At 65.0% G+C, this 20,944-nt stretch carries 20 protein-coding genes; 18 read left to right on the forward strand and 2 right to left on the reverse strand.

Annotated elements, in window-relative coordinates:
• Nucleotides 1–228: 228 nt before the first annotated feature.
• The 17 genes from cbiE to L6D64_RS10235 all read left to right on the forward strand — a co-directional run bounded on the left by cbiE (nt 229) and on the right by L6D64_RS10235 (nt 18,082).
• Nucleotides 229–1,440 (forward strand): precorrin-6y C5,15-methyltransferase (decarboxylating) subunit CbiE, encoded by a 1,212-nt coding sequence (cbiE, locus tag L6D64_RS10155; RefSeq protein WP_176509660.1) that lies wholly within the window; start codon nt 229–231, stop codon nt 1,438–1,440.
• A complete protein-coding gene (locus L6D64_RS10160; protein ID WP_176509661.1) occupies nt 1,433–2,527 on the forward strand; it encodes a cobalt-precorrin-5B (C(1))-methyltransferase in 1,095 nt (364 codons plus the stop codon). The genes cbiE and L6D64_RS10160 overlap by 8 nt, the downstream gene beginning before the upstream one ends.
• Nucleotides 2,524–3,312, forward strand: coding sequence for a cobalt-precorrin-6A reductase (locus tag L6D64_RS10165; protein ID WP_176509662.1), 789 nt, complete (start codon nt 2,524–2,526; stop codon nt 3,310–3,312). The genes L6D64_RS10160 and L6D64_RS10165 overlap by 4 nt, the downstream gene beginning before the upstream one ends.
• Before the next feature lie 483 nt (nt 3,313–3,795).
• Nucleotides 3,796–4,233: an NfeD family protein gene (locus L6D64_RS10170; RefSeq protein ID WP_176509663.1), complete on the forward strand. Its 438-nt coding sequence runs from the start codon at nt 3,796–3,798 to the stop codon at nt 4,231–4,233.
• 27 nt (nt 4,234–4,260) lie between these two features.
• Nucleotides 4,261–5,115: an SPFH domain-containing protein gene (locus L6D64_RS10175; protein ID WP_176509664.1), complete on the forward strand. Its 855-nt coding sequence runs from the start codon at nt 4,261–4,263 to the stop codon at nt 5,113–5,115.
• A 118-nt stretch (nt 5,116–5,233) separates the two neighbouring features.
• Complete coding sequence (locus tag L6D64_RS10180) at nt 5,234–5,623, forward strand: DUF2946 domain-containing protein (RefSeq protein WP_176509665.1); 390 nt, start codon at nt 5,234–5,236, stop codon at nt 5,621–5,623.
• Between the two features lie 45 nt (nt 5,624–5,668).
• The gene (locus tag L6D64_RS10185) at nt 5,669–6,154 is read left to right on the forward strand and encodes a copper chaperone PCu(A)C (protein WP_176509666.1); all 486 of its coding nucleotides are present in this window, start codon (nt 5,669–5,671) and stop codon (nt 6,152–6,154) included.
• Between the two features lie 25 nt (nt 6,155–6,179).
• Nucleotides 6,180–6,614, forward strand: coding sequence for a DUF2946 domain-containing protein (locus L6D64_RS10190; RefSeq protein ID WP_186604733.1), 435 nt, complete (start codon nt 6,180–6,182; stop codon nt 6,612–6,614).
• Between the two features lie 65 nt (nt 6,615–6,679).
• On the forward strand, nt 6,680–8,737 hold the full coding sequence (locus tag L6D64_RS10195; protein WP_236192410.1) for a TonB-dependent copper receptor: 2,058 nt from the start codon (nt 6,680–6,682) through the stop codon (nt 8,735–8,737).
• A 58-nt stretch (nt 8,738–8,795) separates the two neighbouring features.
• Nucleotides 8,796–10,163 carry a PepSY-associated TM helix domain-containing protein gene (locus tag L6D64_RS10200; protein WP_176510259.1) on the forward strand — a complete coding sequence of 456 codons (1,368 nt, stop codon included), beginning with the start codon at nt 8,796–8,798 and terminating at the stop codon, nt 10,161–10,163.
• 234 nt (nt 10,164–10,397) lie between these two features.
• Entirely contained in the window at nt 10,398–11,804 is a 1,407-nt protein-coding gene (cycA, locus tag L6D64_RS10205) for a D-serine/D-alanine/glycine transporter (protein ID WP_176510258.1), read from the forward strand.
• Nucleotides 11,805–11,992: 188 nt separating this feature from the next.
• Nucleotides 11,993–13,258, forward strand: coding sequence for an urea ABC transporter substrate-binding protein (gene urtA / locus L6D64_RS10210; protein ID WP_079229882.1), 1,266 nt, complete (start codon nt 11,993–11,995; stop codon nt 13,256–13,258).
• A gap of 138 nt (nt 13,259–13,396) precedes the next feature.
• A complete protein-coding gene (gene urtB / locus L6D64_RS10215) occupies nt 13,397–14,884 on the forward strand; it encodes an urea ABC transporter permease subunit UrtB (RefSeq protein ID WP_176510257.1) in 1,488 nt (495 codons plus the stop codon).
• Nucleotides 14,884–15,963, forward strand: a complete 1,080-nt coding sequence (urtC, locus tag L6D64_RS10220; protein ID WP_176510256.1) for an urea ABC transporter permease subunit UrtC — start codon at nt 14,884–14,886, stop codon at nt 15,961–15,963. The genes urtB and urtC overlap by 1 nt, the downstream gene beginning before the upstream one ends.
• The gene (gene urtD, locus L6D64_RS10225; protein ID WP_176510255.1) at nt 15,960–16,817 is read left to right on the forward strand and encodes an urea ABC transporter ATP-binding protein UrtD; all 858 of its coding nucleotides are present in this window, start codon (nt 15,960–15,962) and stop codon (nt 16,815–16,817) included. Before urtC ends, urtD begins: the two co-directional genes overlap by 4 nt.
• Before the next feature lie 19 nt (nt 16,818–16,836).
• Nucleotides 16,837–17,535 (forward strand): urea ABC transporter ATP-binding subunit UrtE, encoded by a 699-nt coding sequence (urtE, locus tag L6D64_RS10230; RefSeq protein WP_176510254.1) that lies wholly within the window; start codon nt 16,837–16,839, stop codon nt 17,533–17,535.
• Between the two features lie 31 nt (nt 17,536–17,566).
• Nucleotides 17,567–18,082, forward strand: a complete 516-nt coding sequence (locus L6D64_RS10235) for a GNAT family N-acetyltransferase (RefSeq protein ID WP_176510253.1) — start codon at nt 17,567–17,569, stop codon at nt 18,080–18,082.
• Nucleotides 18,083–18,228: 146 nt separating this feature from the next.
• Here L6D64_RS10235 and L6D64_RS10240 read toward each other — a convergent pair whose 3' ends face one another.
• Both L6D64_RS10240 and cbpA read right to left on the reverse strand, forming a co-directional pair.
• Entirely contained in the window at nt 18,229–18,534 is a 306-nt protein-coding gene (locus tag L6D64_RS10240) for a chaperone modulator CbpM (protein WP_176510252.1), read from the reverse strand.
• A gap of 2 nt (nt 18,535–18,536) precedes the next feature.
• The gene (cbpA, locus tag L6D64_RS10245) at nt 18,537–19,505 is read right to left on the reverse strand and encodes a curved DNA-binding protein (protein ID WP_176510251.1); all 969 of its coding nucleotides are present in this window, start codon (nt 19,503–19,505) and stop codon (nt 18,537–18,539) included.
• A gap of 162 nt (nt 19,506–19,667) precedes the next feature.
• On the opposite strand from cbpA, the gene L6D64_RS10250 reads away from it, so the two are divergent.
• Nucleotides 19,668–20,939 carry an Hsp70 family protein gene (locus L6D64_RS10250; RefSeq protein WP_176510250.1) on the forward strand — a complete coding sequence of 424 codons (1,272 nt, stop codon included), beginning with the start codon at nt 19,668–19,670 and terminating at the stop codon, nt 20,937–20,939.
• The last annotated feature ends 5 nt before the right edge of the window (nt 20,940–20,944 follow it).

Here is a 20,944-nt window from a genome sequence, read left to right on the forward strand (position 1 = left end):
AAAGTGCGCTTGAGTGTAGAAGGCGCGGTATTATGCCTGCTTTGTCCGGCGGCATGAAAAGCCGGTGGTCGAGCATTGACTGCGATCAAGCAGAAATTAAGGACCGCGTCGCCCTTTTCGCGGGCAAGCCCGCTCCCACAGGTACTGCACAGGCTTCGGCATTGTGGAGATCCTGTGGGAGCGGCTTGCCCGCTAAAAGGGCCCACCCACGATGATGGATAGCACCACATGACCCCCTGGCTGACAGTAGTAGGCATCGGCGAAGACGGCTTCAGCGGCCTGGGCAAACAGGCCCGGCGCGCCCTGCTGGGTGCCTCGCGGATCATCGGCAGCCCGCGCCAGCTGGCCCTGCTGCCGCGCTGCATCGGAGCCGAGCGGCAAGACTGGCCGAGCCCGTTTTCGCTGGCCCCGGTACTGGCCCTGCGCGGCGAACCGGTCTGCGTACTGGCCAGCGGCGACCCGATGTTCTTTGGCGTCGGCGCCAGCCTGGCGCGGCAGGTGCCGGCTGCGGAAATGCAGGTGCTGTCGATGCCCTCTTGCTGTGCCCTGGCTGCTGCCCGCCTGGGCTGGCCGCTGCAGGACGTGCAGGTGATGTCCGTGGTCGCACGCCCGTTGGCGACGCTCAATGCCCAGCTATCCAGCGGCCAGCGCCTGTTGGTGCTGAGCAATGACGGCGACAGCCCTGCGGCCATCGCCGCACTGTTGCGCGAACGCGGTTTCGGGCCCAGCCGCCTGCACGTGCTGGAACACCTTGGTGGCGCGGCCGAGCGCCATCTCTGCGGCACCGCCGATGACTGGCCCCACAGCGAAATCGCCGCCCTCAACCTGGTCGCCATCGAGTGCCTGATCAGCCCGAATGCCCTGCCGCTGTCACGTGTGCCCGGGCTGCCAGACAGCGCCTTCCGCCATGACGGCCAGCTGACCAAGCGTGATGTGCGTGCGATCACCCTGGCGCGCCTGGCGCCGCAGCCCGGTGAGTTGCTGTGGGATGTCGGTGCCGGCTGTGGCTCGATCGGCATCGAATGGATGCGTGCTCACCCGGCCTGTCGCACCCTCGCCATCGAAGCCGACGAAAGTCGCCAGGGCTTCATCGAATACAACCGCAATGTCCTCGGCGTGCCAGGCCTTCAGCTGGTTCGCGGCAAGGCACCCGACGCGTTGGCCGAACTGGAACGCCCGGACGCGGTTTTCATTGGCGGCGGCGTGACCCGCGAAGGCGTGTTGCCGCTGTGCTGGGAACGCTTGCGCCCCGGTGGACGGCTGGTGGCCAATGCAGTGACCCTGCAAAGCGAACTGGCCCTGGCGCACTTCCGTGAACAGCACGGTGGCGAACTGACCCGGATCCATGTCGCCCAGGCTCAGCCGCTGGGTGCCTTCGACACCTGGCGCCAGGCGCTGCCGATCACCGTGCTCGACGTGGTGAAGCCCCTCGATGCGTGAAGAGACCCTCGAGCAGCCCGCGCCCCTGCGCAGTGGCCTGACCACCGGCAGCTGCGCCACCGCCACCAGCCTGGCCGCCGCCAAGCTGCTGCTGACCGGCCAGTGCGACGACGCCGTGAGCATCACCCTGCCCAAGGGTAAGGTGGTGCAGATGCGCCTGGAATTCTGCCGCCTGGTCGGCGAGCGTGCCGAGGCGGGCACACTCAAGGATGCCGGCGACGATCCGGACGTCACCCACGGCGCCCTGCTCTACAGCCAGATCCGCTTGCAGGCGCAACCCGGCATACGCTTCATCGCAGGCCAGGGCGTTGGTACCGTCACCCGCCCCGGCCTGGTACTGGCAGTCGGTGAACCGGCGATCAATCCAGTACCACGGCGGATGATCAGCGAGCACTTGCAGCAGCTGGCCGACGATTGCGGCTACCCGGGCGGCTTCGAGGTCACGGTCAATGTGCAAGGCGGGGAAGCGCTGGCGCTGAAGACCATGAACCCGCGCCTGGGCATCCTCGGTGGGCTGTCGATCCTCGGCACCAGCGGCATCGTCCGGCCCTTTTCCTGCTCGGCTTATATCGCCTCGATCCACCAGGGTATCGACGTGGCCCACACCAATGGCTACACCCATATCGCCGCCTGCACCGGCAACGCCAGCGAAGACACCATGCGCCGCGTCTACAACCTTCCCGAAATCGCCCTGATCGAGATGGGCGACTTCGTCGGCGCCGTACTCAAGCACGTACGCAAGGTGCCGGTGCCACGCCTGACCCTGTGCGGTGGTTTCGGCAAGATCAGCAAGCTGGCTGCAGGCCACATGGACCTGCACAGCCGCCACTCGAGCATCGACCTGCCGCAGCTGGCAGGCTGGGCCGCCGACATCGGTGCCGATGCGCAGCTGCAGGCGGCCATCATCGCCGCCAACACCAGCCAGCAGGCGCTGGCCCTGGCACATGCCGCCGGCATCGCCCTGGGCGACGCGGTGTGCGCCCATGCTCTGGCTTTCGCCCGCAGCGTGGTGCCGGCTCAGGTGCACGTCGAAGTGTTTGCCATCGACCGCCAGGGCGGCATCGTTGGCAGGGCAGGCGTGCAATGAACCCCCGAATCCTGCTGCTCGGTGGCGTCACCGAAGCGTTGGCCATCGCCCGCCAGCTCGGCCCCGAGCACGTCTACAGCCTGGCCGGCATCGGCCGCGTACCGCAGGACCTCACGTGCCAGGTGCGGGTCGGTGGCTATGGTGGCGCTGATGGCCTGGCCGCTTACCTGCGTGAAGCCGGCATCACCCTGCTGATCGACGCCACTCACCCCTATGCGGCGCAGATCAGCCGCAACGCTGCCAGCGCCGCACGGGCGGCCGGCATTCCCTGCTGGGCCTTGCGCCGCCCGGCGTGGCAGGCACAGCCGGGGGACGACTGGCGCGAGGTGGAAGACTGGGCAGGGCTGATCGAAGCGCTCAAGCCGTTCAAACGCCCCCTGTTCACGTTGGGCCGCGAGCCGCTGCAACATCTTGCGGAGATTCCGCCGGAGCAGTTCTGGACCTTGCGCGCGCTGGAATCATACGTTGGCAATTCACGTTGCGAGATCATCGGGGCACGCGGGCCATTTCGCATAGACGATGAACGTAGGCTTTTTGCAGAGCGGGGTATCGATGTGCTGGTCAGCAAGAACAGTGGCAGCGTGGCAACCGAACCGAAACTGGAGGTGGCGCGAGAGCTTGGGGTTCCGGTACTGGTTTTGAAGCGCCCGGTATTGCCTGACGTAGATCGTGAGTTTGAGACTAGAGAAGCATTGATTGCGATGCTTGAGTCGCTTGACGATGTTGGCTCAGACTTCATGATCACTCGTGATCAACCTGGGCAGCAGGAGCGGGGGGATCTGTAGTTGCTTCTCGGACAGATTGCGTTGTTTGCCGGGTGTACGCCTTGAGTCCTTTGTAGAATTTTCGATCGAGCGCCGCCCGCGCGGCGCATCGCGGATAAATCCGCTCCTACATCTGTTTCGGGCCAGTCACTCCTGTGAAGCCAACAGGGACCGCCTTGTTGGCATGGCAATGCATCTCGGTGGGCGCTGATGCTGCTTCATCGGTCTTCAGCCATGCGCCAAGGCGTATCCTGTTGGCGGCACAGGACGGATTGGCCCGAAACAGATGTAGGAGCGGATTTATCCGCGATGCGCCGCGCGGGCGGCGCTCGATCTGACAGGCACCGAAACTCCACCGCCTTACCTCCCCAACCGCCACACCTTTACTCATGCAACCCCAGCAAAAACCAGAATTTTCCCACCTCTCTATTCGAAGTCGTCTGAATAGCCTTCTGCCGCACCTCACCCTAAACTTGCCCCTCCCCTCCGGAAGGCGTCACCCATATGGAAATGCAATGGTGGATCTGGCTGGTCTTCGGCATCGGCCTGATCCTGCTCGAACTGGTCCTGCCCACGTTCTTCATCATCTGGTTCGGCATCGGTGCCGTGCTGGTCTCGCTCATCGCCCTGGCCGCCCCCGCCCTGCAACTGGATATGCAGGTGCTGCTGTGGGTGCTGTTCTCCTCGGTGACCACGTTCCTCTGGTTCAAGCTGTTCAAGCGCAAGCAACCGGACGTGCGCTGGACCGCCGACAGCGTGATCGGTGAGGTCGGGCTGCTGACCAGCAGCGTCTCGCCCTTCCAGAAAGGCCGCGTGCGTTTCCAGAAGCCGCTGCTCGGCAACGAGGAATGGACCTGCGTCGCCGACAGCGACATCCCGGCAGGCGAGCGTGTGCGGCTCGTCGCCATCGAAGGCAACACCGCCCGGGTCGTCCGGGCCTGAATTAGCATCTAAAAGGAAGTTTGCACCATGACCAGCCTCATCGTTGTCGGCGCCATCGCCCTGTTCGTCCTGATCACCGTGTTCAAGGGGGTGCGTATCGTGCCCCAGGGCGAGGAGTGGATCGTCGAGCGCCTGGGCCGCTACCACAGCACCCTCAAACCTGGCCTGAACATCGTCATCCCGTACATGGACGTAGTCGCTTACCGACTGCCGACCAAGGACATCATCCTCGACGTGCAGGAGCAGGAAATCATCACCAGGGACAACGCGGTGATCGTCGCCAACGCGCTGTGCTTCGCCAAGGTGGTCGACCCGCAGAAGGCCTCCTATGGCGTGCAGAACTTCTCGTTCGCCGTCACCAGCCTGACCATGACCTCGCTGCGCGCCATCGTCGGTGCCATGGACCTGGACGAAGCGCTGTCCAGCCGCGAACAGATCAAGGCGCGGCTACGTGAAGCGATGTCCGAGCAGACCGAAGACTGGGGCGTGACCGTACGCTCGGTGGAGATCCAGGACATCAAGCCATCGCAGAACATGCAACTGGCCATGGAGCGCCAGGCGGCCGCCGAGCGTGAACGTAAAGCCGACGTGACCCGCGCCGAAGGGGCCAAGCAGGCGGCGATCCTCGAAGCCGAGGCGCGCCTGCAGGCCGCCAGGCTGGACGCCGAAGCACAGGTCAGCCTGGCCGAGGCTTCGGCGCAGGCGATCAGCCTGGTCAAGCAAGCGGTGGGCAACGAGACCGTGCCGGCCATGTACCTGCTGGGTGAGCGCTATGTCGGGGCCATGGAGAACCTGGCCAGCAGCGACAATGCCAAGGTCGTGGTATTGCCTGCGGATCTGCAGGAGACCGTACGTGGCCTGATGGGCCGCAACAAGGCTTGAACATTCCGGGGCTGCTTCGCAGCCCCACACCCCCGCCTGCGTCACTTCACCGCACCCTGCCATTTTTACCTATACTCCGCCGTACAATAGCGCCCACGATTCCTGACCGGATCTCTCCATGCCCCCACGTCGGCACATTGCCTGGATAGCCTGCCTTGCAGTGCTGTTCAACCTGCTGGCCATGCCGCTGTCTTCTGCTGCGCCCAAAAGCCCGGCCGAGCAGCTGCTGTGGGGGGCTTTCTGTTCCAGCATGGCCGGCAAGGCCAAGGCCGATGTCCAGGCCCTGGCCAAGATCGACCTCGGTACGCAAAGCGACCAGCACACCACCATGCAGCACTGCTGGTGCTGCTCGGGCGCTGCACCGCTGCTGGCCCTGCCGGGTTATCCGCCGCAGCTGCACAACCCGCCGACGCTGTTGGCCGGGCGCCAGCCACCACCCGCCAGTTACCAACCGACGCCGCGCCAGCTCTGGCCTGCGCTCAATCCCCGCGCCTCTCCGCTGGTCTGAGTTCTTCATGCTGTCAGCCTGAACCTCACTGATCGGAGACACACCATGCTCAAGCAAGCTCTTGTACTGGCTGCCCTGTTGCTGCCCGGCGCCTACGCCAACGCCCATGAATACAGCGTGGGCGACCTGCACATCGCTCACCCGTGGTCGCTGCAACTGCCGCCCAACGCCCCCAACGTCGCCGCCTATTTCGTCGTGCACAACAACGGCAAGGCCGATGACCGTCTGCTCAGTGTCGACAGCCCGATCAGCGATGACGCGCAACTGCATGAGCACGCCATGAGCGCCAGCGGCGCGATGAAGATGCAGCAGGTACAAAGCGTGGCAGTGCCCGCCGGCAAAGACCTGGTGTTCGCCCCCAGCGCATACCACGTGATGCTGATGCAGCCCAAGGACCGCAGCCTGCTTACCGACGGCAAGCGCTTCCCGCTGACCCTGCACTTCGAGAAAGCAGGTGACATCACCGTCGACGTGGCCGTACAGAAACAGGCACCGGCAGACCAGCCCCAGGCTCACGAACACGCGCACTGACCCTCGCTGACCGGCGCTCGCCAGCATGAGCCTGCCGCGCAACAGCTTCAGCAGTACCACCCGCCCTGAACGCAGGCGCGTCGGTGGCGGCTGGCTGAGCCTGTTCGCCATGTGGATGATCTTTATCGGCCCGCTGATTTCCCAGTCGATGCCGATGGACCACCACGCCGGCATGAGCATGCCGATGGACATGTCGATGTCCATGCCGGCCGAGCCTGCCGCAGGCGATAGCCATCACGGCCACGGCAACGACGGCCAGCTGCATGTGATGTGGGAGAAGTGCGGTTACTGCAGCCTGCTGTTCAACTGCCCCGCCCTGCCGCAAACCCTCAGCCCGCTCAGTGTCGCCAGCGCAGTTCCCCCCACCCTCCTCCCCGCGCCCACGCGCCAGGGCCATGCCCGGCAGGCCGTGTTCCCCGGGGCGCGCAGCCGCGCGCCGCCTCTTTCGATCAGCGTCTGAACCCCCGTTATCGCCCGGAGCCAGGAGGCTTCGCGCACACTCATGACTGATCGACTGGAATCATTATGTACGGCTGCACCCCTGTTTTAACGCCCTCCCTGCGAGGCACATTCGCCGCGCTGTGCGGCTCGCTGCTCGCGCCTGTGGCGCTGGCTGCCGCCCCTGGCCATGAAGGCCACGACGCCGAGCTGAGCCCGACGGTGATCACCGCGCTGGCACCCAGTTCGCCGCTGACCGTGGTCACCAACCCCAAGGACCCACGCCAACCCGTGCCGGCCAGCGATGGTGCCGACTACCTGAAGACCATTCCAGGTTTCTCGGCTATCCGCGCTGGCGGCACCAATGGCGACCCGGTGCTGCGCGGCATGTTCGGCTCGCGCCTGAACATCCTCACCAACGGCGGCGTGATGCTCGGCGCCTGCCCTAACCGCATGGACGCCCCGACCTCCTACATCGCCCCGGAAACCTACGACCGCCTGACCGTGATCAAAGGCCCGCAAAGCGTGATCTGGGGGCCAGGCGGCTCGGCGGGCACCATCCTCTTCGAACGCGAGCCGGAGCAGTTCGGCACCCTCGGCAGCCGGGTCAACGCCAGCCTGCTGGCCGGCTCCAACGGCCGCTTCGACAAGGTGCTCGATGCGGCGGCCGGCAACCGCCAGGGCTATGCGCGCTTCGTCGGCAACCAGTCGCACTCGGACGACTACCACGATGGCAACGGCGACAGCGTGCCGTCGCGCTGGGAGAAATGGAACGGCGATGTGGCCCTGGGCTGGACCCCCGACCAGGACACATTGCTCGAACTCACTGCGGGCAAGGGTGACGGCGAGGCACGCTATGCCGGCCGTGGCATGGATGGCGCGCAGTTCAAGCGCGAAAGCCTGGGCCTGCGCTTTGAAAAGTCCAACCTCGGCGAGGTGCTCGACAAGGTCGAGGCGCAGGTCTACTACAACTACGCCGACCATGTGATGGACAACTACAGCCTGCGCACGCCTTCGGGCACCGGCATGATGGCCGGCCCCATGGCCGCCGCCGTCGACCGCCGCACCCTGGGTGCACGGGTCAAGGCCACTTGGCGCTGGGCGGACCTGCAACTGGTCAGCGGCATTGACGCGCAGACCAACGAGCACCGCGCACGCAGCGCCATGGGTATCGACACCTACAAGGACAAGCCCTGGGAGAAGGACGCCGATTTCCATAACTACGGCGCGTTCGGCGAACTGACCTGGTACGCCACCGCTGAAGATCGCCTGATCACCGGCGCCCGCCTGGACCGCGCCTCGGCCCGCGACTTCCGCGATGACAGCGTCACCAACGGCGACACCCGCGCCGATACGCTGCCCAGCGGTTTCATCCGCTACGAGCACGACCTGGCAGCGCTGCCGGCCACCACCTATATCGGCCTCGGCCACGCCCAGCGCTTCCCGGACTACTGGGAACTGTTCTCCCCCGACCGGGGGCCTGCCGGCTCGGTGAACGCCTTCGACAGCATCAAGCCCGAGAAGACCACCCAGCTCGACTTTGGCATCCAGTACCGCGACGAGCGCCTGGACGCCTGGGCCTCGGGCTACGTCGGGCAGATTCGCGACTACATCCTGTTCGACTACCGCACCGGGATGATGGGCATGAGCAGCTCCCAGGCGCAGAACATCGACGCCCGCATCATGGGCGGCGAACTGGGCGCGGCCTACAAGCTCACCGAGCGCTGGAAGGCCGATGCCACCCTGGCCTACGCCTGGGGCAAGAACAGCAGCGACGGCAAGGCACTGCCGCAGATGCCGCCGCTGGAAAGCCGCCTGGGCCTGACCTACAGCCGCGACAGCTGGAGCGCCGGGGCCCTGTGGCGCCTGGTAGCAGCGCAGAACCGCATCGCCGAAAACCAGGGCAACGTGGTCGGCAAGGACTTCGACAAGAGCGCCGGCTTCGGCGTGTTCTCGCTTAACGGCGCCTACAAGGTGAACCGCAACCTCAAGCTCAGCGCAGGGGTCGACAACCTGTTCGACAAGACCTACGCCGAGCACCTGAACCTGGCCGGGAATGCCGGGTTCGGCTACCCGGCCAATGATCCACAGCCGGTGAACGAGCCAGGCAGGACCTTCTGGACCAAGGTCGATTTCAGCTTCTGACAACAACAACGGGCGCGGCTTCGGTCGCGCCCTTCAGCTGGTCAAACAGGAGGTTCCCATGAGCGGAACACGCGTTTCCTTCTACAACCTGGCTTGGCGCTGGCACTTCTATGCCGGGCTGTTCGTCGCCCCTTTCATGATCCTGCTGGCGCTCACCGGGATCATCTACCTGTTCAAGCCGCAGCTCGATCCGCTGCTGTACCGTGACCTGATGGTGGTCGAAGCCGGTCACCACCGGCAGGGTGCCGACACGCTGCTGGCCGAAGTGCGGCAAGCCTACCCGAACGGCCATGTCGGCCAGTACCTGCCGCCGATCAATGCCGAGCGCAGCGCGCAGTTCGTGGTGCATGACGCTGGCCGCGAGCTGAACGTGTTCGTCGACCCGTATAGCTGCAAGATCCTTGGCGAGCAGGACGGCAAGCAGAACCTGCAGGCGATCGCCCGCGCCCTGCACGGCGAACTGATGGTCGGCACGGTCGGTGACCGCCTGGTGGAACTGGCCGCCGGCTGGGGCATCGTGCTGGTGGTGTCTGGCCTGTACCTGTGGTGGCCACGCGGGCGCAACGGCGCCGGCGTGCTGTGGCCACGCTTCGCGGCGAAAGGCCGAGTGTTCTGGCGCGACCTGCATGCAGTGACCGGGTTCTGGGGTTCTGCCCTGCTGTTGCTGATGCTGGTCAGCGGCATGACCTGGACCGGCCTGTGGGGCAAGCAGTACGCCGATCTGTGGAACCGCTTTCCGGCGGCCATGTGGAATGACGTGCCCAAGTCGGACCAGGAGGCGCGCGAGCTGAACAGCGCGCACCGCCAGACCGTGCCGTGGGCGATGGAGAACACACCGATACCGCAATCCGGCGCCCATGCCGAGCATGCCGGGCACCACATGACGGACAGTGCACCGGCGGCGCCACAGGTGAGCCTGCAGCAGGTGGAAGACATCGCCACGGCGCGCCAGGTCGAGCCGGGCTACAGCATCACCGCGCCGGCCACTGCCGAAGGCGTGTACACCATCGCCGTGTTCGCCGACGACCCGCGCAATGACGCCACCCTGCATGTCGACCAGTACACCGGCAAGGTACTGGCCGATGTGCGCTGGCACGACTACAGCCCGGTGGCCCGGGCTACCGAGCTGGGCGTGATGCTGCACGAGGGCAAGATGTTCGGTGCGCTGAACCAGATCGTCATCCTGCTGGTGTGCCTGATGATCCTCCTGGGGTCGGTGAGCGGCCTGGTGATCTGGTGGAAACGCCGGCCCGCGGGTGGCCTGGGCGTGCCGCCGCTGCGTCATGATCTGCCGCGCTGGAAGACGGCGGTGGGGGTGATGCTGGTGCTGGGCGTGATGTTCCCGTTGGTGGGGGTGTCGATGGTGGTGATGTGGGTGGTGGATACCCTGGTGGTCAGGCGCCGCCGGGTGCTGGCCAACGCCTGAGTGTTAACCTGCACCGGCCCCTTCGCGGGCAAGCCCGCTCCCACAGGTCCTGCGCCAAGCCTGAGGGCAGCGCGGTCCCTGTGGGAGCGGGCTTGCCCGCGAAGAGGCCGGTACAGGAGTATCGCTGCTACCCAAAAGTCGAGTCGATCTGTCGCGCCCCGATCTGGCACGAGCGTGTTAGCCTAGCCGGCTACCTCTGACAAGAAGACTGACCTTTCAAGGGAATGCCGCTTGATGACGCACACTTCTCCCAACGCGCCGGATGAGCCACATCTGCAGCGCAACCTGACCAACCGCCATATCCAGCTGATCGCCATTGGCGGGGCCATCGGCACAGGCCTGTTCATGGGCTCGGGCAAGACCATCAGCCTGGCCGGGCCGTCGATCATCTTCGTCTACATGATCATCGGCTTCATGCTGTTCTTCGTCATGCGCGCCATGGGCGAACTGCTGCTGTCGAACCTCAACTACAAGTCGTTCATCGACTTCTCCGCCGACCTGCTCGGCCCCTGGGCGGGCTACTTCACCGGCTGGACCTACTGGTTCTGCTGGGTAGTCACCGGCATCGCCGACGTGGTCGCGATCGCCGCCTACACGCAATTCTGGTTCCCTGACCTGCCCCAGTGGATACCGGCGCTGACCTGCGTGGCACTGCTGCTGTCGCTGAACCTGGTCACGGTGAAGATGTTCGGCGAGCTGGAGTTCTGGTTCGCCCTGGTCAAGATCGTCGCCATCCTCGGCCTGGTGGCCACCGGCCTGTACCTGGTGATCACCGGCTTCACTTCGCCGAGCGGGCGCACCGCGCAACTGGCCAACCTGTGGAACGACGGCGGCATGTTCCCCAATGGCCTGATGGGTTTCTTCGCCGGTTTCCAGATTGCCGTGTTCGCGTTTGTCGGCATCGAACTGGTGGGCACCACCGCAGCAGAAGCGAAGAACCCCGAGCGCACCTTGCCGCGGGCGATCAACTCGATCCCGGTGCGGATCATCGTGTTCTACGTACTGGCACTGATCGCGATCATGGCAGTGACCCCATGGCGCGACGTGGTGCCGGGCAAGAGCCCGTTCGTGGAACTGTTCGTGCTGGCCGGCCTGCCGGCGGCGGCGAGCATCATCAACTTCGTGGTACTCACCTCGGCGGCCTCTTCGGCCAACAGCGGTGTATTCTCCACCAGCCGCATGCTCTACGGCCTGTCCCAGGAAGGCGATGCACCCAAGGCGTTTGAGAAACTGTCGAGCCGCTCGGTGCCGGCCAACGGCCTGTACTTCTCCTGCGTCTGCCTGCTGCTGGGTGCGGTACTGATCTACCTGGTGCCGAACGTGATCGAAGCCTTCACCCTGGTCACCACCGTGTCGGCGGTGCTGTTCATGTTCGTCTGGACGCTGATCCTGCTGTCGTACCTGAAATACCGCACGCACCGCGATGCGCTGCACCAGGCGTCGAAGTACAAGATGCCCGGCGGGCGTTTCATGTGCTACGTGTGCCTGGCATTCTTCGCCTTCATCCTGGTGCTGCTGAGCCTGGAAGCCGACACCCGCTCGGCGCTGGTGGTGACGCCGATCTGGTTCCTGCTGCTGGCGGTGACCTATCAGGGTGTGCGTAGCCGTCGTCATCCGCGCTCGGCCGTGCGTAACGGCTGATGGCAAGGGGGCCGCTGTGCGGCCCCAATCCTGTGCACGCAAATCCACCAGGCACCACGCTGGACCTTGCAAACGCCCCAACACCTCGCACAACCCCTCTATTGCGCACCTTCCGCCGTTAGGCATACCCCTTGCAACGCCCTCCCCGCTTGGCCAACACCATAAAAAACTCAGCGGAGAGAGAGCACATGAAGCGTCGCAGTCTGATCAAGGCCTTTACCCTCAGCGCATCCATTGCCGCCATGGGCCTGAGCTGGAGCATCCAGGCCGCCGAGACCATCAAGGTCGGCATCCTGCATTCGCTGTCCGGGACCATGGCGATTTCCGAGACCTCGCTCAAGGACATGGCGCTGATGACCATCGACGAGATCAACGCCAAGGGCGGCGTGAATGGCAAGCTGCTCGAACCGGTGGTGGTCGACCCAGCCTCCAACTGGCCGCTGTTCGCTGAAAAGAGCCGCCAGCTGCTGACCCAGGACAAGGTCGCGGTGGTGTTCGGCTGCTGGACCTCGGTGTCGCGCAAGTCGGTGCTGCCGGTGTTCGAGGAGCTCAACGGCCTGCTGTTCTACCCGGTGCAGTATGAAGGTGAAGAAATGTCGCCCAACGTGTTCTACACCGGCGCCGCGCCCAACCAGCAGGCTATCCCGGCCGTGGAATACCTGATGAGCGAGGATGGCGGCAGCGCCAAGCGCTTCTTCCTGCTGGGCACCGACTACGTCTACCCGCGCACCACCAACAAGATCCTGCGCGCCTTCCTGCACAGCAAGGGCGTGGCCGACAAGGACATCGAAGAGGTCTACACCCCGTTCGGCCATGCCGATTACCAGACCATCGTCGCCAACATCAAGAAGTTCTCCGCTGGCGGCAAGACCGCGGTCATCTCTACCGTCAACGGCGACTCCAACGTGCCGTTCTACAAGGAACTGGCCAACCAGGGCCTGAAGGCCACCGACGTGCCGGTGGTGGCCTTCTCCGTAGGCGAAGAAGAGCTGCGCGGCATCGACACCAAGCCGCTGGTAGGCCACCTGGCGGCATGGAACTACTTCGAGTCGGTGGATAACCCGGTCAACCAGAAGTTCGTCGCCGACTGGAAGGCCTATGCCAAGGCCAAGGGCCTGCCGGGCGCCGACAAGGCCGTGACCAACGACCCGATGGAAGCCACCTACGTGGGCATCCACATGTGGGCACAGGCCGCCGAGAAGGCCAAGTCCACCGATGTCGACAAGGTGCGCGAGGCGCTGGCCGGGCAGACCTTCAAGGCGCCGTCGGGCTTTACCCTGACCATGGACAAGACCAACCACCACCTGCACAAGCCAGTGATGATCGGCGAGATCCAGGATGACGGGCAGTTCAGCGTGGTCTGGGAGACCGAGCAGCCGCTGCGGGCACAGCCGTGGAGCCCGTTCATTCCGGGCAACGACAAACGCCCTGATTACGCAGTGAAAGGTAACTGAGTGCATGGGGCCGCTGTGCGGCCCATTCGCGGGTAAACCCGCTCCCACAGGTACGGTGCAAGGTCCGAAACCGGCGCGATCCCTGTGGGAGCGGGTTTACCCGCGAAGAATCCACCGCCGATTTTCAGGATTACTCGCATGCTCAGACTGCTGCTCACCCTGCTCCTGCTGATCCCCCTGGCAACCCAGGCCAGCGAGGGCGAATTCTTCCTCACCGCCAAGCCCGCCGAGCAGGCCCGACTGCTCGAAAGCTGGGCGGCACAACCCGATGCCGCGCGCCTGCCGCTGCTGGACAACCTGCGCCAGGGCCGCATCGCCGCCGATGACACCCGCAAGGTGCGCCTGAACAACCGCCTGCGCAGCCTGATCGACAATGCCCTGGCCAGCCATCAGTTGCTCAGCGATGACAGCGCCACGCGCCTGGCCGCTGCCCAGCAACTGCAAAAGAGCGCGCAGCCAGCGCAGATGGCCTTCCTCGACCGGCGCTTCGCCAGTGAGCCGGACGCCGCCGTGCACGCTGCCCTCGGCCTGGCCCTGGCCAACCTGCAACTGGGCGCCAGCGAGCCAACCGTGCGCCTGGCTGCGGTGCGCCTGCTCGGCGAAACCGGCGACCCGCTGGCCCGCACCCGCCTCGAAGCCTTGCTGCAGCCCGGCGCGCAAAGCGATCCGGGCGTACGCACTGCCGCTGAAACCAGCCTCGCCCAGGTCAAGCGCAAGCTGCTGGTCGGCGAGCTGCTCGGCCAGGCCTTCAGTGGCCTGTCGCTGGGCTCGATCCTGCTGCTGGCCGCACTGGGCCTGGCGATTACCTTCGGCCTGCTCGGGGTGATCAACATGGCCCACGGCGAGATGCTCATGCTCGGCGCCTACAGCACCTACATGGTCCAGGTGCTGCTGCAGCGTTACGCCCCCGGCGCCATCGAGTTCTACCCGCTGATCGCCCTGCCGGTGGCCTTTGCGGTCAGCGCCGGGGTCGGCATGGCCCTGGAGCGCACGGTGATCCGCCATCTCTACGGGCGCCCGCTGGAAACCCTGCTGGCGACCTGGGGCATCAGCCTGATCCTGATCCAGGCCATCCGCCTGCTGTTCGGCGCGCAGAACGTCGAAGTCAGCAACCCGGCCTGGCTATCCGGCGGCATCCAGCTGCTGCCCAACCTGGTGCTGCCCTACAACCGCCTGGTGATCATTGGCTTCGCCCTCGCCGTGGTCCTGCTCACCTGGCTGCTGCTCAATCGCACACGCCTGGGCCTGAACGTGCGCGCCGTGACCCAGAACCGCAACATGGCAGCCTGCTGCGGCGTCTCCACCGGGCGCGTCGACATGCTTGCCTTCGGCCTCGGCTCGGGCATCGCCGGCCTGGGTGGCGTGGCCCTGAGCCAGGTCGGCAACGTCGGCCCGGACCTGGGACAAAGCTACATCATCGACTCGTTCCTGGTGGTGGTGCTCGGCGGCGTCGGGCAACTGGCCGGCAGCCTCTGGGCAGCGTTCGGCTTAGGAATCGCCAACAAACTGCTGGAGCCGCAGATCGGTGCGGTGCTCGGCAAGATCCTCATCCTTGCGTTGATCATTCTGTTCATCCAGAAGCGCCCGCAAGGCCTGTTCGCCCTCAAGGGACGGGTAATCGACTGATGAACCAGCCACTGCTTGTCACCGCTACGCAAAAAGCCGGGCCACGGCTGTCGCTGGCCATCGGCGCGGTCGTCGTTCTGTTGCTGGTGACCCTGCCGCTGCTGTCGCTGCTGCCGGCGGGCCACGCGCTGCAGGTCTCGGCGTACACCCTGACCCTGTTCGGCAAGATCCTCTGCTACGCCATCGTTGCCCTGGCCCTGGACCTGGTCTGGGGCTATGCCGGGTTGCTGTCGCTGGGCCACGGCCTGTTCTTCGCCCTCGGCGGTTATGCCATGGGCATGTACCTAATGCGCCAGGCGGCCGGTGACGGACTGCCGGGGTTCATGACCTTCCTGTCATGGACCGAACTGCCGTGGTACTGGGCCGGTACCCAGCACTTTGCCTGGGCATTGTGCCTGGTGGTGCTGGCGCCCGGCCTGCTGGCGCTGGTGTTCGGCTGGTTCGCCTTCCGCTCGCGGATCAAGGGCGTGTACTTCTCGATCATGACCCAGGCGCTGACCTTTGCCGGCATGCTGCTGTTCTTCCGCAACGAAACCGGCTTTGGCGGCAACAACGGCTTCACCAACTTCCGCACCATCCTCGGCTTCGACATTACCGCGCAAGGCACTCGGGCCGTGCTGTTCCTGCTGACTGTCGGCTTGCTGCTGGCCAGCCTGTACTTGTGCTGGCGCCTGACCCAGAGCAAGTTCGGCCGCCTGCTCACCGCCGTGCGCGACGCCGAGAACCGCCTGATGTTCTGCGGCTACGACCCGCGTGGCTTCAAGCTGCTGGTGTGGGTGCTCAGCGCCGTGCTATGCGGCCTGGCCGGTGCGCTGTACGTGCCGCAGGTGGGCATCATCAACCCCAGCGAAATGTCGCCGACCAATTCCATCGAAGCCGCCGTGTGGGTGGCCCTGGGCGGGCGTGGCACGCTGATCGGCCCGCTGCTTGGAGCCGGCCTGGTCAATGGCATGAAGAGCTGGTTCACCGTGGCGTTCCCCGAGTTCTGGCTGTTCTTCCTCGGTGCGCTGTTCATCCTCGTGACCCTGTACCTGCCCAAGGGCGTGGTCGGCCTGTTGAAGAAAAGGAGCCAGCCATGAGAGGCGTGCCCCCGGTTCACCCGGAATTCATGCTGGAGCCGGTGTTCGACACCCTCGGCAGCGGCCGCGAGGCGATCGGCCTGGGCCACAGCCGCAAGGCCGGCCTCGACACCCGCCACGGCACGGTACTGAGCCTGGAGGACATCAGCGTCAGCTTCGACGGCTTCAAGGCCCTCAATGCGCTGAACCTGTACATCGGCGTCGGCGAGTTGCGCTGCATCATCGGCCCCAACGGCGCCGGCAAGACCACGATGATGGACGTGATCACCGGCAAGACCCGCCCTGACACCGGCAGCGCCTTCTTCGGCGATACCCTCGACCTGACCCGCATGAGCGAATACCAGATCGCCCAGGCCGGCATCGGCCGCAAGTTTCAGAAGCCCACGGTGTTCGAAGCACTGACCGTGTTCGAGAACCTGGAGCTGGCGTTGAAGACCGACAAATCGGTATGGGCCAGCCTGGCCGCGCGCCTGAGCGGCGATCAGCGCCAGCGCATCGAGGACGTGCTGACCACCTTGCGCCTGCTGCCCTTGGCCCAGCGCCAGGCGGGCCTGCTGTCCCACGGGCAGAAGCAGTTCCTCGAGATCGGCATGCTGCTGGTGCAGGAACCACAACTGCTGCTGCTCGACGAGCCGGTGGCGGGCATGACCGATGCCGAAACCGAATTCACCGCCGAGCTGTTCAAGGGCCTGGCCGGCAAGCACTCGCTGATGGTGGTGGAGCATGACATGGGCTTCGTCGGCAGCATTGCCGACCATGTCACCGTGCTGCACCAAGGCAGCGTGCTGGCGGAAGGGTCGCTGGAGCAGGTGCAGGCGGATGAGCGGGTGGTCGAGGTTTACCTGGGTCGCTGATCAATACCAAGGACAAGACATGCTGAAAATCGACACCCTGCATCAGTACTACGGCGGCAGCCACATCCTCCGCGGCCTGTCCTTCGAAGCCAAGGTCGGCGAAGTCACCTGCCTGTTGGGCCGCAACGGTGTGGGCAAGACCACCTTGCTGCGCTGCCTGATGGGCCTGGTGCCGGCCCGCGAAGGCAACATCGAGTGGGAAGGCAAAACGATCACCACACTCAAGCCTCAGCAGCGGGTGCATGCCGGGATCGCCTACGTGCCCCAAGGCCGCGAGATCTTCCCGCGACTGACTGTCGAGGAAAACCTGCTGATGGGCCTGTCACGCTTCCCGGCCCGCGAGGCTCGGGAAGTACCTGCTTTCATCTACGAACTGTTCCCGGTGCTGGAGCAGATGAAGCAACGCCGCGGCGGCGACCTGTCCGGTGGCCAGCAGCAACAATTGGCCATTGGCCGGGCCCTGGCCAGCCGCCCGCGGTTGCTCATTCTCGACGAACCGACCGAAGGCATTCAGCCCTCGGTGATCAAGGAAATCGGCGCGGTGATCCGCCGTCTGGCCGAACGCGGCGACATGGCGATCCTGCTGGTCGAGCAGTTCTACGACTTCGCCGAGGAACTGGCCGACCAGTACCTGGTCATGGCCCGGGGCGAGATCATCCAGCGTGGCCGCGGTGAAAACATGCAAGCCGAAGGTGTGCGGGGGCTGGTAACCATTTAATCTGCATCCAACGACCCTGCGAGACGCTGTCATGAGTTACGAAATCCGCGATGCCCTGGCCACCGACGTGCCGGGCATCCTCGACATCTACAATGACGCCGTGCGTAACACCACGGCGATCTGGAACGAGAACCCGGTGGACCTGGCCAACCGCCAGGCCTGGTTCGAAGCACGGGCGCAGCAGGGTTACCCGATCCTGGTGGCCGTGGATGACACCGGCGTACTGGGTTATGCGTCGTTTGGCGACTGGCGGCCGTTCGAAGGTTTTCGCCTGACCGTGGAACACTCGGTGTATGTGCGCAGCGACCAGCGTGGCAAGGGCCTGGGCCCGGTGCTGATGGCGGCGCTGATCGAGCGCGCCCGTGGCTGCGGCAAGCATGTGATGGTCGCGGCCATCGAAAGCGGCAATGCCGCCTCGGTACGCCTGCATGAGCGGCTGGGCTTCGTGGTGAGCGGGCAGATGCCGCAGGTGGGGGTGAAGTTCGGCCGCTGGCTGGATCTGACCTTCATGCAGCTGGTGCTGAATCCCGGTGCCGAACCAACCTGAAATGCGATCCCTTGTGGGAGCGGCCTTGTGTCGCGAAAGGGCTGCGCAGCAGCCCCGGCAATCTTGCAGTTGGGCAAAAATATGGGGCTGCTTTGCAGCCCTTTCGCGACGCAAGGCCGCTCCTACAGAGGGCCAATAAAAGCGGCTTACATCTGGGTGAATCTTCCCAACCGCTGCTTTAGCATGCTGTTCTCGCTGCGCAGTTGCTGCACCTCCTGCAGCAGATCCAGCGCCAGCGCCACCCCTTCCCACTCCAGTTCCAGCTCCTTGTGCAGCTTCGCCGCGCGCTTGGCCAAAAGCGGCGCCTGATCGTCGAACAACCAGTCCTCCGGCGTTCGCCCGGAAGGTTCGACAATGCCGTGCTCGACGATCTCGATCACGCAGTCAGCCGTGATATCGGCTTCCTGACACAGGGTACGCATGTCCAGTTGAACGATCAGGGTGCTGCTCATGATCATTTACTCCATTGTGTCCTCGGGTCGAACGCCGCTTTCTCGGAAAGCTGGGTCCACAGTTCACGGGTGGCAGCGTCGGAGGCCGGCGGCATCACCACCTTCAGCTGCGCATAGAGGTTGCCGCGCTCGCCGTGCTTGTTCGCCAGGCCCATGCCCGGCACGCGCAGGCGCTGGCCGCTCTGGCTGTCGGGGCGGATGGTCAGGTTGATCTTGCCGGTCAGCGTCGGCACCGCCACCTTGGTGCCCAGGGCAGCCTCCCACGGCGCCAGCGGCACGGTGATGATCAGGTCATGGCCTTCGACATCGAACAGCGGATGCGGCGCCATGCGCACGGTCAGGAACAGGTCGCCGTTGGCACCACCTCCAACACCCGGGGCGCCCTGGCCCTTGAGGCGGATGCGCTCGCCGTCGGTGACCCCGGCGGGGATCTTCACGTTCAGGGTCTTGGTGGTGAACCCGGTGCGCTGGCCGGCCGCGTTGGTCTGCGGCACCTGGAAACTGATCTGCTTGGATTCCTTGCTGAGGGTTTCTTCCAGGAAGATCGCCAGTTCAAGTTCCACGTCCTGCCCCCGCCTGCCGGCACTGCGTTGTTGTTGCCGGCCGCCACCACCGAACGGGTTACCGCCGCGAGCACCGAAGATCGAGCTGAAGAAGTCGGAGAAGTCGCCGCCTTCGAAGCCGCCGCCAGCGCCACCTGCGCCGCCACGGCTCTGCCAGCCCGGGGGCGCCTGGAACGGCCGGCCATGCTGGCCGCCGTACTTGCGGATTTCGTCGAACTCGGCGCGCTTCTGCGCGTCACCCAGCACCTCGTAGGCCTCGTTGGCCTCCTTGAATTTCTCCTCGGCGTCGCGTTCCTTGCTGACGTCAGGGTGATACTTGCGCGCCAGCTTGCGGTACGCGGCCTTGATCGCCTTCTCGTCCGCCGTGGGCTCTACGCCGAGTATCTTGTAGTAGTCTTTGAAGTCCATCTATGGATCACCAATGTGAATTTTCGTATTGCATCTGAAGATAGGGCTCAAGCATAGCCTTTCAAGTGCGCCTGGAGTTGCCTCAAGGCAGACGATCGGTCTTGATTCTGTAGCCAACTCGCATACACTGCGCGGCCGTTTTGCCTCCGGAAGCCTTTTCCCATGTCTGACGTATCGCCGGCCCGCGCCCTGGGCATCGACTTCGGCACCTCCAACTCCACGGTCGGCTGGCACCGCGAGGGCGCTACGTCGCTGATCGCCCTGGAAGACGGCAAGATCACCCTGCCCTCTGTGGTGTTCTTCAACATCGAGGAGCGTCGCCCGGTGTACGGTCGCCTGGCGCTGCAGGAGTACCTGGAAGGCTACGAAGGCCGCCTCATGCGCTCGCTCAAGAGCTTGCTGGGCTCCAAGCTGATCAAGCACGACACCAGCGTGCTGGGCAGCGCTCTGCCGTTCAAGGACCTGCTCGGCATGTTCATCGGCGAGCTGAAAAAGCGTGCCGAGGCTGCCGCCGGTCGCGAATTCGAGCAGGTGGTACTGGGTCGCCCGGTATTCTTCGTCGATGAAGACCCGGCCGCCGACCAGGAGGCCGAGGACACCCTTGCCGAGGTGGCGCGCAAGATCGGCTTCAAGGACGTGTCGTTCCAGTATGAGCCGATTGCCGCAGCGTTCGACTACGAGTCGGGCATCAGCGCTGAAGAACTGGTGCTCATTGTCGATATCGGCGGTGGTACGTCGGACTTTACCCTGATCCGCCTGTCACCCGAGCGCCATCGGGTGGCGGAGCGCCAGAGCGACATCCTCGCCACTGGCGGTGTGCACATTGGCGGTACCGACTTCGACAAGCAGCTGAGCCTGCAGGGCGTGATGCCGCTGTTCGGCTACGGCAGCCGGATGAAGAGCGGCGCGCTGATGCCGACCAGCTACCACCTGAACCTGGCGACCTGGCACACCATCAACGCCTTGTACTCGCAGAAGTCGCAGCTGGCACTGGGCAGCATGCGCTATGACATCGAGGACACCCTGGGCATCGATCGCCTGTTCAAGCTGATCGAGGAGCGCGCCGGGCACTGGCTGGCGATGGAAGTGGAAGCCAGCAAGATCGAGCTGACCGAGCAGGACAGCCGCCGCGTCGACCTCAGCCGTATCGAGCGCGAGCTCGGTGTGGACCTGACCCGGGTGCTGTTCGAGGAGGCCATCGAAGGGCTGCTGGAACGTGTGCGCGGCAGTGTGACCGAGTTGCTGGCCAAGGCTGGCGTGAGCGCGGGCCAGGTGGATACGGTGTTCTTCACCGGTGGTTCGAGCGGTATTCCGGCATTGCGCAACAGCGTGTCGGCGATGCTGCCCAATGCGCGGCACGTGGAAGGCAACATCTTTGGCAGCATCGGTAGCGGGCTGGCTATCGAGGCCCGCAAGCGCTACGGCGCTGCCTGAACCAT

The sequence above is a fragment of the Pseudomonas urethralis genome (assembly GCF_021602465.1).
GTDB lineage: Bacteria > Pseudomonadota > Gammaproteobacteria > Pseudomonadales > Pseudomonadaceae > Aquipseudomonas > Aquipseudomonas vlassakiae.

Coding starts and splice junctions, on each gene's coding strand:
- cbiE (WP_176509660.1), top strand. CDS start 229: ATGACCCCCTGGCTGACAGTAGTAGGCATCGGCGAAGACGGCTTCAGC.
- L6D64_RS10160 (WP_176509661.1), top strand. CDS start 1,433: ATGCGTGAAGAGACCCTCGAGCAGCCCGCGCCCCTGCGCAGTGGCCTG.
- L6D64_RS10165 (WP_176509662.1), top strand. CDS start 2,524: ATGAACCCCCGAATCCTGCTGCTCGGTGGCGTCACCGAAGCGTTGGCC.
- L6D64_RS10170 (WP_176509663.1), top strand. CDS start 3,796: ATGGAAATGCAATGGTGGATCTGGCTGGTCTTCGGCATCGGCCTGATC.
- L6D64_RS10175 (WP_176509664.1), top strand. CDS start 4,261: ATGACCAGCCTCATCGTTGTCGGCGCCATCGCCCTGTTCGTCCTGATC.
- L6D64_RS10180 (WP_176509665.1), top strand. CDS start 5,234: ATGCCCCCACGTCGGCACATTGCCTGGATAGCCTGCCTTGCAGTGCTG.
- L6D64_RS10185 (WP_176509666.1), top strand. CDS start 5,669: ATGCTCAAGCAAGCTCTTGTACTGGCTGCCCTGTTGCTGCCCGGCGCC.
- L6D64_RS10190 (WP_186604733.1), top strand. CDS start 6,180: ATGAGCCTGCCGCGCAACAGCTTCAGCAGTACCACCCGCCCTGAACGC.
- L6D64_RS10195 (WP_236192410.1), top strand. CDS start 6,680: ATGTACGGCTGCACCCCTGTTTTAACGCCCTCCCTGCGAGGCACATTC.
- L6D64_RS10200 (WP_176510259.1), top strand. CDS start 8,796: ATGAGCGGAACACGCGTTTCCTTCTACAACCTGGCTTGGCGCTGGCAC.
- cycA (WP_176510258.1), top strand. CDS start 10,398: ATGACGCACACTTCTCCCAACGCGCCGGATGAGCCACATCTGCAGCGC.
- urtA (WP_079229882.1), top strand. CDS start 11,993: ATGAAGCGTCGCAGTCTGATCAAGGCCTTTACCCTCAGCGCATCCATT.
- urtB (WP_176510257.1), top strand. CDS start 13,397: ATGCTCAGACTGCTGCTCACCCTGCTCCTGCTGATCCCCCTGGCAACC.
- urtC (WP_176510256.1), top strand. CDS start 14,884: ATGAACCAGCCACTGCTTGTCACCGCTACGCAAAAAGCCGGGCCACGG.
- urtD (WP_176510255.1), top strand. CDS start 15,960: ATGAGAGGCGTGCCCCCGGTTCACCCGGAATTCATGCTGGAGCCGGTG.
- urtE (WP_176510254.1), top strand. CDS start 16,837: ATGCTGAAAATCGACACCCTGCATCAGTACTACGGCGGCAGCCACATC.
- L6D64_RS10235 (WP_176510253.1), top strand. CDS start 17,567: ATGAGTTACGAAATCCGCGATGCCCTGGCCACCGACGTGCCGGGCATC.
- L6D64_RS10240 (WP_176510252.1), bottom strand. CDS start 18,534: ATGAGCAGCACCCTGATCGTTCAACTGGACATGCGTACCCTGTGTCAG.
- cbpA (WP_176510251.1), bottom strand. CDS start 19,505: ATGGACTTCAAAGACTACTACAAGATACTCGGCGTAGAGCCCACGGCG.
- L6D64_RS10250 (WP_176510250.1), top strand. CDS start 19,668: ATGTCTGACGTATCGCCGGCCCGCGCCCTGGGCATCGACTTCGGCACC.